Below are 12,081 nucleotides of genomic sequence, written 5' to 3'. Positions count from 1 at the left end.
GTTCCGTAAGGGGGATAATGGGCGAAACATAATCCCCTTTGAATGGACAATCGATCATGGCCGATCTGCGCGACGTCAATCTCAACCGGCTGGCGGTTTTCGTCGCCGTGGTGGAAGCCGGCTCGCTGACGGCGGCAGCCGAACGGCTCGGCCTCGCCAAAACGATGGTCAGCAAGCACATGCAGCGGCTGGAGGCGGAGGTGGGCGCGAGTTTGCTGGTGCGCACCACACGGCGGCTCAACGTGACCGAGGCCGGCCGCACCTTCTATGACGCCAGTTGCCTCGCGTTGCGCGCGGCCGAAGACGGTCTGTCGGCCATCGCGGGCGAGGTGGGGCCGTTGCGCGGCACGTTGCGCGTGAATGCGCCGATCGACTTTGGCTTGCAGTTCGTCGCGCCGGCGCTGGTGGAATTGCGCCGCGTACATCCGGAGCTGGAAGTCGATCTGCAATGTGTCGATCAACTGGTGGATCTGGTCGGCGAGGGTGTCGACGTGGCGATTCGTCTGGGACGTCTGGCCGATTCGAACTATCGCGCGGTGAAGATCGGCGAGTTCGTGAAGTGGATGGTGGCGAGCCCGGCGGCGCTCGGCGCGGGCGCAGCGAAGCCGGCAGAGCTGGCGATGCTCGCCGACCGGCCTTACGTCGCGGTGGCCACGTTGCCGCGGCCGTTATCGGTAGCGCTCGAGCATCGCGACGGGCGCAAGGACAGTCTGCGCTACCCGAACGCGTTCCTGACCAACACGGCGACGGCGGCGCGCGCCGCGACGCTCGCGGGCGGCGGCATCGCGCTGCTCACCGATTTCTCGATCGCCGACGATGTCGCCGCCGGCCGCCTCGTGCGTCTGCTGGACGGCTGGGCTACCGCACCAGCGAATATTCATGCGATTTTTCCGGCGACGCGTTTCCCATCGCGCAAGGTGCGGGCCTTGATCGACGCGGTGAAGGTGCAGTGGCTGGCGGCGTTGGCGTTGCGTTCGGGCAAGGCGAAGCGTTCGAGCAGTCGCGCCTAGCCGCGCCGTTTCTTGCCGGTTCCCGCGAACATACTCATGCGCCGCAAAATCCACTCGAGCAATTCGTGTGCGGCCGCCACCAGCGGACGGCCGGATTTGACGAGGACGCGCGCCTGGGTGCCGCGAAACAGCGCATGGTCGATCGGCACGATGGTCAGTTCGCCCGCCGCGATCTCGCGATAGACAGCGAACTCGCCGATCAAGGTGACGAAGTCGTCCGACGCGACGATGCGTTTGAGCGCGGTCAGCGAATTGGTGGTGAGTGTCGCGCGAATTTCGATGTTCTCGGCGAATTCCAGCATTCTCGCCGCGTGCCCGATGCCGAAGGTAGCCGGCATCAACGCCAGCGGATAGTCGAGCACGTCGTGGATGCTCGCGGGGCCACCGCGCAGTGCCAGCGGATGCGTCGGCCGGACCAGCAGCACGACCGGCTGCGCCGAACTCGCGCGATAGTCGACGCGCGGATCGGGCGGCGGGTTGTAGGCAAGGCCGATATGCGCGCGGCTTTCGGCGACTTCGTTGAGTACGTCGTCGACGGGCAGCATCTGCACGCCGATCTCCAGTTTCGGGTACTGCGCACAGAACGCGGTCAACACTTCGTCGACCAGCATGTCGACGTAGCCCTCGCTGATCGCGAGTTGCACGTGCCCCTGTTGAAGACCTCTTAACGCGTGCAACCGGTCTTCGAGCTTTTCCTGCTGCGAGCGATAGCCTCGCCAGAATTCGAGCAGATGCGCCGCCGCCTCGGTGGGTTTGACGCCGCGCGCCTGGCGTTCGAATAGCGTCGAGCCGAGTTCGTCTTCCAGCAATCTGATCTGCCGCGTGATCACGGACGGCGATGTATTGAGGCTGTCCGCGGCGCCGCGAATCGTGCCGTGCGTCAGCACTTCGTGGAAATACCGCAGGCGTTGCTGGTTGATTTCGCGCATTCCAGTGATCCGTTCGGGCGGTGATAGGGGCGATCGAGTGTTGCTCCACGGGCAACGATACGTGAACTTAGTTGCTGTTGCTAGTGCGGCTCGGCATCGGCAAACTGCCTTCACCCGATCGAGTCGCGCTGCGCCGTAACAAGCCGGCGGCAGCAAGGGCTCGTTCAACGACATGCCACGACATCAGCTACGCACATCACTGGAGAAGGAGTTTCGCCATGACAGAGCAGATCAACACCCGCCGCCGGCGTTTGCTCGGTACGACGCTCGCAGGGATCAGCCTGCTCGAACTCGGCCTGAGCGGTATCGCCAACGCGCAGACTTCGGGCGTGGCGGCGGGGTCGCGCAGCACCGCTTCGTTCGGTGCGATCAGGCAGGCCGACATCGGCACGCTCAGCATGGGGTATGCGGAAGTGGGCCCGGGGAATGGTCCGGTGGTGATTCTGCTGCATGGCTGGCCGTATGACATCTACAGCTTCGTCGACGTGGCACCGTTGCTGGCGGCGGCCGGTTATCGCGTGATCGTGCCGTATCTGCGCGGCTACGGGACCACGCGCTTTCTGTCCGCGGATACGCCGCGCAATGGGCAGCAATCCGTCGTCGCCGTCGACATCATCGCGCTGATGGATGCGCTGAAAATCGACAAGGCGGTGTTCGGCGGTTTCGATTGGGGCGCGCGGACGGCGAACATCATCGCCGCGTTGTGGCCGGAGCGCTGCCAGGCGTTGGTGTCCGTGAGCGGCTATCTGATCGGCAGCCAGGAAGCGAATCGCGCACCGTTGCCGCCGAAAGCGGAATTCGCGTGGTGGTACCAGTTCTACTTCGCCACCGAGCGCGGCTATGCGGGCTACGAGGCGAACCGTCACGACTTCAATAAGCTGATCTGGCACACGGCATCGCCGAAATGGAATTTCGACGATGCAACCTTCGATCGCTCCGCCGCGTCGTTCGACAATCCGGATCACGTTGCCGTGGTGATTCACAACTACCGTTGGCGTTTAGGGCTCGTCAAAGGCGAAACGCAATACGACGAACTGGAGAAGCGTCTCGCAATGGCACCGGGCATTGCCGTGCCGACCATCACGATGGAAGGCGATGCGAATGGCGCTCCACATCCGGAGCCCTCCGCGTACGCGAAAAAGTTCACGGGAAAGTACTCGCACCGAAATGTCGGCGGTGGAATTGGACACAATCTTCCGCAGGAAGCACCGAAGGCATTTGCCGATGCGGTCATCGATGTCGCACGGTTTTAAAGTACTGTCGTCATTCAATGTCGGAGAGCCTGATGAGTACTCGTGGACTGAAAGGATCTTGCCATTGATTGCGGCATCTACCCGTTTCATCAGACGTGCAAGGATCCGCTGATGTGGCGCGCCAATATCGGATGCCTCGAAGGTATCGATCCGTATTCGCTGGAGGCAGGTGTTGCCGATGGCGCCAGTCTGTCCATCGTGGAGGACGCATGAAACGGGTGCTGTCGATCATCGCATTCGTGGCCGGCGGTTTCGCCGCGGAGTGGGCGCATCCGTTTCAGTGCTCGCTCGTGAGTACGACGAGTACAAGCGCGCGGATGGAGAGTCGCAAACGGCGCTTCCAATGAGGCGTGTGAGAAAAGCGCGGAGAGGCGTCGAAAAAATTATTTTGCAAAGAGGGGTTGACCTATGGAATTCCACTCTGCATAATTCGCCTCCCGTTAGATGACGGACGCGAAGAAAGCAGAGCTTCTGAGCAAAATGATCTTTAAAAATTAACAGCCGATAAGTGTGGGCGCTTGATGCGGAATGCGAGCCGGATTCTTCGGAGTCTGGCGTAAAGCAAAAGTATCAAGTCTCACACAGTAATGAAAGGAAGGTTTGACCGTCGAAAGATGATCGAACAATTCGTCAGTACGTTGAGTGAGCGACCGGGTTCGAAAGAGCCCGAAAAACAGTAACAGGTTTGAACTGAAGAGTTTGATCCTGGCTCAGATTGAACGCTGGCGGCATGCCTTACACATGCAAGTCGAACGGCAGCACGGGAGCAATCCTGGTGGCGAGTGGCGAACGGGTGAGTAATACATCGGAACGTGTCCTGGAGTGGGGGATAGCCCGGCGAAAGCCGGATTAATACCGCATACGCTCTGTGGAGGAAAGGGGGGGATCTTCGGACCTCCCGCTCAAGGGGCGGCCGATGGCAGATTAGCTAGTTGGTGGGGTAAAGGCCTACCAAGGCGACGATCTGTAGCTGGTCTGAGAGGACGACCAGCCACACTGGGACTGAGACACGGCCCAGACTCCTACGGGAGGCAGCAGTGGGGAATTTTGGACAATGGGGGAAACCCTGATCCAGCAATGCCGCGTGTGTGAAGAAGGCCTTCGGGTTGTAAAGCACTTTTGTCCGGAAAGAAAACCATCGCCCTAATATGGTGGTGGGATGACGGTACCGGAAGAATAAGCACCGGCTAACTACGTGCCAGCAGCCGCGGTAATACGTAGGGTGCAAGCGTTAATCGGAATTACTGGGCGTAAAGCGTGCGCAGGCGGTTCGCTAAGACAGATGTGAAATCCCCGGGCTTAACCTGGGAACTGCATTTGTGACTGGCGGGCTAGAGTATGGCAGAGGGGGGTAGAATTCCACGTGTAGCAGTGAAATGCGTAGAGATGTGGAGGAATACCGATGGCGAAGGCAGCCCCCTGGGCCAATACTGACGCTCATGCACGAAAGCGTGGGGAGCAAACAGGATTAGATACCCTGGTAGTCCACGCCCTAAACGATGTCAACTAGTTGTCGGGTCTTCATTGACTTGGTAACGTAGCTAACGCGTGAAGTTGACCGCCTGGGGAGTACGGTCGCAAGATTAAAACTCAAAGGAATTGACGGGGACCCGCACAAGCGGTGGATGATGTGGATTAATTCGATGCAACGCGAAAAACCTTACCTACCCTTGACATGTATGGAACCCTGCTGAGAGGTGGGGGTGCCCGAAAGGGAGCCATAACACAGGTGCTGCATGGCTGTCGTCAGCTCGTGTCGTGAGATGTTGGGTTAAGTCCCGCAACGAGCGCAACCCTTGTCCCTAGTTGCTACGCAAGAGCACTCCAGGGAGACTGCCGGTGACAAACCGGAGGAAGGTGGGGATGACGTCAAGTCCTCATGGCCCTTATGGGTAGGGCTTCACACGTCATACAATGGTCGGAACAGAGGGTTGCCAAGCCGCGAGGTGGAGCCAATCCCAGAAAACCGATCGTAGTCCGGATCGCACTCTGCAACTCGAGTGCGTGAAGCTGGAATCGCTAGTAATCGCGGATCAGCATGCCGCGGTGAATACGTTCCCGGGTCTTGTACACACCGCCCGTCACACCATGGGAGTGGGTTTTACCAGAAGTGGCTAGTCTAACCGCAAGGAGGACGGTCACCACGGTAGGATTCATGACTGGGGTGAAGTCGTAACAAGGTAGCCGTATCGGAAGGTGCGGCTGGATCACCTCCTTTCTCGAGCTGACGTGTTCAACGTTGAGCGCTCACGCTTATCGGCTGTGAATTGCAGCAGTCTGGATGGACAATCCTCAGTGCGCAGTGTTCTGTGAAGAGCAGAGTACTTCGCATTGGCGATTGAGCCAGTCAGAGCGGGACGTGGTTATAGCAACCACGCGATCGGCTGTCGTTCTTTAACAATCAGGAAGAAGTAGTAAAGAGATTCACGAAAGCATACTTAGAGATGGGTGTGCGAGTAGGTGAATCAGGGTTGTGATTGTATCAATGTATGAAAAGGTGATCGAAAGATTGCCTTGGAATACGGCGCAACACGAATACTCAACCTGTAACGATGTGGCGAAGGCCGTGTTCCGAGTGAATGCGCCGAAGACACACCCGTTATAGGGTCAAGCGAACAAGTGCATGTGGTGGATGCCTTGGCGATCACAGGCGATGAAGGACGCGGTAGCCTGCGAAAAGCGGTGGGGAGCTGGCAAACGAGCTTTGATCCACCGATATCCGAATGGGGAAACCCACTCCTTATGGAGTATCCGTAGCTGAATACATAGGCTACGCGAAGCGAACGCGGTGAACTGAAACATCTAAGTAACCGCAGGAAAAGAAATCAACCGAGATTCCCAGAGTAGTGGCGAGCGAAATGGGACCAGCCTGTACTCTTTATCTTCATTGTTAGTCGAACGCTCTGGAAAGTGCGGCCATAGCAGGTGATAGCCCTGTAGACGAAAACAGCGAGGAAGAACTAGGTGTACGGAAAGTAGGGCGGGACACGTGAAATCCTGTCTGAAGATGGGGGGACCATCCTCCAAGGCTAAATACTCGTGATCGACCGATAGTGAACCAGTACCGTGAGGGAAAGGCGAAAAGAACCCCGGGAGGGGAGTGAAATAGATCCTGAAACCGCATGCATACAAACAGTCGGAGCCTCGTAAGGGGTGACGGCGTACCTTTTGTATAATGGGTCAGCGACTTACATTCAGTGGCAAGCTTAACCGATTAGGGCAGGCGTAGCGAAAGCGAGTCCGAACAGGGCGATTCAGTCGCTGGGTGTAGACCCGAAACCAGGTGATCTATCCATGGCCAGGATGAAGGTGCGGTAACACGTACTGGAGGTCCGAACCCACTAACGTTGAAAAGTTAGGGGATGAGCTGTGGATAGGGGTGAAAGGCTAAACAAACCTGGAAATAGCTGGTTCTCTCCGAAAACTATTTAGGTAGTGCCTCGTGTATCACCTTCGGGGGTAGAGCACTGTCATGGTTGTGGGGTCCATTGCGGATTACTACGCCATAGCAAACTCCGAATACCGAAGAGTGCAATCACGGGAGACAGACATCGGGTGCTAACGTCCGGTGTCAAGAGGGAAACAACCCAGACCGCCAGCTAAGGTCCCCAAATATGGCTAAGTGGGAAACGAAGTGGGAAGGCTAAAACAGTCAGGAGGTTGGCTTAGAAGCAGCCATCCTTTAAAGAAAGCGTAATAGCTCACTGATCGAGTCGTCCTGCGCGGAAGATGTAACGGGGCTAAGCCATATACCGAAGCTGCGGATGCACATTTATGTGCATGGTAGGAGAGCGTTCCGTAAGCCTGCGAAGGTGCATTGAAAAGTGCGCTGGAGGTATCGGAAGTGCGAATGCTGACATGAGTAGCGATAAAGGGGGTGAAAGGCCCCCTCGCCGTAAGCCCAAGGTTTCCTACGCAACGTTCATCGGCGTAGGGTGAGTCGGCCCCTAAGGCGAGGCAGAAATGCGTAGCTGATGGGAAGCAGGTTAATATTCCTGCACCATTGTTAGATGCGATGGGGGGACGGATCGCGGAAGGTTGTCCGGGTGTTGGAAGTCCCGGTCCTTGCATTGGAGAAGGCGCTTTGGCAAATCCGGGCGCGGAATTCAAGGGTGCGAGGCCAGTGATCTAGGTCACGAAGCAATCGGAAGTGGTTCCAGGAAAAGCCTCTAAGCTTCAGTCTAACAAGACCGTACCGCAAACCGACACAGGTGGGCGAGATGAGTATTCTAAGGCGCTTGAGAGAACTCGGGAGAAGGAACTCGGCAAATTGGTACCGTAACTTCGGGATAAGGTACGCCCCTGTAGCTTGATGCGCCTGCGCGCAGAGGGTGAAGGGGTTGCAATAAACTGGTGGCTGCGACTGTTTAATAAAAACACAGCACTCTGCAAACACGAAAGTGGACGTATAGGGTGTGACGCCTGCCCGGTGCCGGAAGATTAAATGATGGGGTGCAAGCTCTTGATTGAAGTCCCGGTAAACGGCGGCCGTAACTATAACGGTCCTAAGGTAGCGAAATTCCTTGTCGGGTAAGTTCCGACCTGCACGAATGGCGTAACGATGGCCACACTGTCTCCTCCCGAGACTCAGCGAAGTTGAAGTGTTTGTGATGATGCAATCTCCCCGCGGCTAGACGGAAAGACCCCATGAACCTTTACTGTAGCTTTGCATTGGACTTTGAACCGGTCTGTGTAGGATAGGTGGGAGGCTTTGAAGCTGGAACGCTAGTTTCAGTGGAGCCGACCTTGAAATACCACCCTGGCTTGTTTGAGGTTCTAACCTTGGTCCGTAATCCGGATCGGGGACAGTGCATGGTAGGCAGTTTGACTGGGGCGGTCTCCTCCCAAAGTGTAACGGAGGAGTACGAAGGTACGCTAGGTACGGTCGGAAATCGTGCTGATAGTGCAATGGCATAAGCGTGCTTAACTGCGAGACCGACAAGTCGAGCAGGTGCGAAAGCAGGTCATAGTGATCCGGTGGTTCTGTATGGAAGGGCCATCGCTCAACGGATAAAAGGTACTCTGGGGATAACAGGCTGATACCGCCCAAGAGTTCATATCGACGGCGGTGTTTGGCACCTCGATGTCGGCTCATCTCATCCTGGGGCTGTAGCCGGTCCCAAGGGTATGGCTGTTCGCCATTTAAAGAGGTACGTGAGCTGGGTTTAAAACGTCGTGAGACAGTTTGGTCCCTATCTGCCGTGGGCGCTGGATATTTGAAGGGGGCTGCTCCTAGTACGAGAGGACCGGAGTGGACGAACCTCTGGTGTACCGGTTGTCACGCCAGTGGCATCGCCGGGTAGCTATGTTCGGAAGAGATAACCGCTGAAAGCATCTAAGCGGGAAACTCGCCTTAAGATGAGATATCCCCGGGGCTTCGAGCCCCTTGAAGGGTCGTTCAAGACCAGGACGTTGATAGGTCAGGTGTGTAAGCGCAGTAATGTGCTCAGCTAACTGATACTAATTGCCCGTAAGGCTTGATCCTATAACAGGTGTGTGTCGGCAGCCGTTAGTGCTTCAGCACTTATGGATGCCCCACCCTGCGCTACGCGCAGGGTCTTATGCAGACCACACACAGGTTGAGATCAGTGTTGTGCCAGATAAAACAACACAACCCCCGCCACTGATGTCACATCATCAGAAACTACTTCTTCCGGATTGGTCGTGATGCCCCAAAAGGCGCCACGGCAACAAGTCATGCCTGATGACCATAGCGAGTCGGTACCACCCCTTCCCATCCCGAACAGGACCGTGAAACGACTCCACGCCGATGATAGTGCGGATTGCCCGTGTGAAAGTAGGTAATCGTCAGGCTCCCCAGCAGCACGCTGCAGCAAACAGAAACCCCACCTACAACGGTGGGGTTTCTGCGTTTACGCGCCATGAAAACATGGCCTCAGAACGCGGCCAGAACCTACCCGCCCTTACCCGGCGACGTCAGCGACCCCGCCAGTTCCCCCGCCTTCAACGAACCCATCAGCGACATCAGCGTATTGAACGCATTGCCGCCGCCTTCGCCGCCCAGCTGGATCTGCGGCACCAGCGGCACACGCGATACCTCGAACGCCTCGGCTAAACGCAGCATCACGGTCTGCATCAACTGCTTGTCCGCGCCTTCTCCCTGCAGTGCCTCGGACTTCGCCTTGATCGCCGAAGCCTCCGCTTCACCGACTGCCTTGATCGCCGATGCGCGTCCCGAGCCTTCCATTTCCTGCCTGAACTTGTCGGCCTGCGCGAGCGCCTCGATTTCCTGACGACGTTTCTCGGCAGCCTTCACCGCCGCCGAACCCTGGTTCTCCTTGATCGACACGTCGACCAGCGAGCCGGTCAACTCCTTCTGCTTCGCCGCGCGCTGTTCGGCTTCGTTCAACTCGCGCTGCTTGTCGGCGGCAATCTGCTTCTGCGCGAACGTCTCCACCTGTTCGCGCGCGATCTGCCGGTCACGCAACTGCGCCATGATGTTCTCGATCTGCATGTCGCCGGTTTGCGGCTTCGGCGTACCGATCAACACTTCCTCGAATTCAAGCGAATACGCCTTGAAGCGTTCGCGCATCTCGCTCGACGCATTGCTTTGCAACTCGCTGCGCGACTGGATCAACTCGATGAACGTACGCGTTTGCGAAACATTCTTGAAGTACGACGACACCATTGGATCCAGCGTCTGCTCGACGAGCTGTTCGATGTTGCCGAATCGCTGCACGACGAGCGGCGCCTTGCGATAGTCGATGTGCACGACCACCGACAACGGCAGTTGCGGTTCGAACGCATCCTTGGTGATCAACGTGATTTCGCGCAGATTCGAGTCGAAGTTCGAACCGCTTTCGCCGGCTTTCCACAGCAGCACGAAGTTGGTCGTGGGCACGAGTTCGATCTTGCCGGCGTACGGATTGAACGCGTACTTGCCTGGCATCAACGGCTCGCTCCACACGCCACGGCAACCGGTTTTAACCAGTTCGCCGTGGCTGTATTCGTTGCCCGACACATCATCGCCGCGACGCCCGGTGTACGAGACGACTACGCCCACATAGCCGACCGGAATGATCGTCTTGGTCAGAAACTCCACGGTCGCGAACAGCCGGTTGATGTAGTAAGTGCCTTCCACCAGCACGCGTTCCTGACGACCACGCCGGCCGCCTGCGGCGAGAAACTTCTCCGGTTCCTGGAAGGCGTTGTGCAGATCGCCGACATCGGGCGCGAGGAGTTCGTCGACACGCAATCCCGGCCCATCCTGCACCGTGACGACGGCGATCTGATCGGAGCCGTGCGTGCCCGTGACTTCCTTGATCACGACCGGCGTGAACGCGCTGCGTTCATCGAGCACGTCGCGCATGCGGGCATAGTACGCACGTTCCTCGGGCGCCATCGACAGCGAATAGGTCGTGTCCTCCGTCATCACGACGAATAGCGCCGGATTCAGGATGTGCGTGCCTTCGCGCAGCACCTTGCGTTGCGGACCCTTCTGGCCGCCATGTTCGAGGAACGCGCGCACGTCGCGGAAATCGTCGACGGTGGAATTGTCGGCGAGCGTTTGCCCCGCCGGCAGATCGACGCCGTCACGCGCGAAAACGTAGCCGATCTTGCCTTGCGTGACCGACACCATCGGCCGGATATGCACGCGGTACTGGAACGGCGTGAAGAAATGAAATCCACCGCGGCGCACGTCGGGCTGGAAGCCCGCTTCGCCGTTCAGTGCGAGCAGGCCGACCTGCACCGATCCCTGCGTACTCCAGATCTTCTCGACCACGCCGATCGCGTCGTTCGGAATGTAGCGAACCGTCCCGGATAGCCAGAAACCGGCGACCAGAATCACGCCGATGACCAGCAAGACGATCAAAGGCACCAACAAACCCATCGATAAAAACGTATGCATGTTATTGGACTCTTTTTAGCGTTGTACTTCGAATGGCCGAGCGTCACCCACTGCTGCCGCCGTGTGACGGAGCACGAGTGCGACGCAAGGTCTTGGGCACTGCAATGAAACGAATGAACCGCCAGCGCAATCAGGCAATCCGGCAATCAAGCCATCAGCCGTCAAGCGGTCGGACGATCAAGCGGTAGAGCGACGTCAGCCGTCGAGCGGCGTGGTGGGATTTCTATCCCGGCGCCGGGAGAGGGGCGGGTTGCCGGTAATGGCCAGCACGATCCGCCACGGAGATTGCGGCGCCGGCGACCACGACGCGTTCGAGCGACGCACGACGCGACCCGCTAACGCGAGCTGCGTTGCGGCCTCGGAGAAAGGCAGCGGCAGAAGCCGTGGCGAGAGAAGGGAAAAGGGAGCCAGTGCGCGCAGCACGCGGGATTCGATCCCATTGCGTGTGGCGTCGTGCTCGATGAAGCTCAGAAACCAGACAAACGGTGCAGCAGTAGCGGCTTGCAAGATGTCAGCGACCTTTCCGCGGATTGCGAAACTGATCGAATTCTATGCCTCGCCGCAAAAAAATGTTCAAGAATTTTTGATGACGGAAAGCTTTTAGAGCAGCGCTTCGCTCGGCGGGATTTCACGCGCGAAGCGTGCGATGTGCAACGGTAGATTGCGCAGCCCGTTTCCCTCTCAGCGAAAGGAAACACGCACGACACATTGAAGCCACACTATCTGAAGCCACACTATTGCGTACGCCAATTCAACTCATCTCGCCTGCCCGAATCCGCCGCGCAAACGTATGCGTTCGCACGCGAGTGATAACCACAATAAATACGCATGAACATCGGCTGTTGCCGCTATGGCGGCGAAGCAGCGTCTGTGCAAATAGCAATGGAGCGGCCCGCGAAAATCCGTGTATCTTCTCTAAGGTTAGCGATCCTGATGCCGATAACACGTTCAACCACCGTGCTGCCGCGGCCTGATGTCGCCTGCGAAACGGAGCTTTTCGCAAAACTAATTAACAAGCA

General features: G+C 57.8%; 5 protein-coding genes, 3 rRNA genes and 1 pseudogene. 6 read left to right on the top strand and 3 right to left on the bottom strand.

The features are described from left to right. The first annotated feature begins 56 nt into the window (after nt 1-56). Nucleotides 57-1,010, top strand: coding sequence for a LysR family transcriptional regulator (locus LFL96_RS24810; RefSeq protein ID WP_281003341.1), 954 nt, complete (start codon nt 57-59; stop codon nt 1,008-1,010). Here LFL96_RS24810 and LFL96_RS24805 read toward each other — a convergent pair. Next, entirely contained in the window at nt 1,007-1,939 is a 933-nt protein-coding gene (locus LFL96_RS24805; protein WP_281003340.1) for a LysR family transcriptional regulator, read from the bottom strand. The two genes, LFL96_RS24810 and LFL96_RS24805, sit on opposite strands and share 4 nt — an antisense overlap. Nucleotides 1,940-2,157: 218 nt before the next feature. Here LFL96_RS24805 and LFL96_RS24800 point away from each other — a divergent pair, with 218 nt between their 5' ends. The 5 genes and pseudogenes from LFL96_RS24800 to rrf all read left to right on the top strand — a co-directional run bounded on the left by LFL96_RS24800 (nt 2,158) and on the right by rrf (nt 9,006). After that, on the top strand, nt 2,158-3,192 hold the full coding sequence (locus LFL96_RS24800; protein ID WP_281003339.1) for an alpha/beta hydrolase: 1,035 nt from the start codon (nt 2,158-2,160) through the stop codon (nt 3,190-3,192). A 69-nt stretch (nt 3,193-3,261) separates the two neighbouring features. After that, a pseudogene (locus LFL96_RS24795) lies at nt 3,262-3,405 on the top strand (type I-B CRISPR-associated protein Cas8b1/Cst1); the annotation flags it as partial. A gap of 474 nt (nt 3,406-3,879) precedes the next feature. Continuing rightward, nucleotides 3,880-5,410 (top strand): 16S ribosomal RNA (locus tag LFL96_RS24790). Nucleotides 5,411-5,797: 387 nt separating this feature from the next. Next, nucleotides 5,798-8,677: ribosomal RNA gene (locus tag LFL96_RS24785) — 23S ribosomal RNA — on the top strand. 215 nt (nt 8,678-8,892) lie between these two features. Then, nucleotides 8,893-9,006: ribosomal RNA gene (rrf, locus tag LFL96_RS24780) — 5S ribosomal RNA — on the top strand. Together the 16S, 23S and 5S rRNA genes form the textbook arrangement of a ribosomal RNA operon. 100 nt (nt 9,007-9,106) lie before the next feature. Here the strand turns inward: rrf and LFL96_RS24775 are convergent. After that, nucleotides 9,107-11,062, bottom strand: coding sequence for an SPFH domain-containing protein (locus LFL96_RS24775; protein ID WP_281003338.1), 1,956 nt, complete (start codon nt 11,060-11,062; stop codon nt 9,107-9,109). Nucleotides 11,063-11,257: 195 nt separating this feature from the next. After that, the gene (locus LFL96_RS24770) at nt 11,258-11,569 is read right to left on the bottom strand and encodes a hypothetical protein (RefSeq protein WP_281003337.1); all 312 of its coding nucleotides are present in this window, start codon (nt 11,567-11,569) and stop codon (nt 11,258-11,260) included. Nucleotides 11,570-12,081: the final 512 nt, after the last annotated feature.

It is taken from the genome of Paraburkholderia sp. D15 (assembly GCF_029910215.1).
Taxonomy (GTDB): domain Bacteria; phylum Pseudomonadota; class Gammaproteobacteria; order Burkholderiales; family Burkholderiaceae; genus Paraburkholderia.
This window is presented reverse-complemented; position numbering and strand designations above follow the sequence as displayed.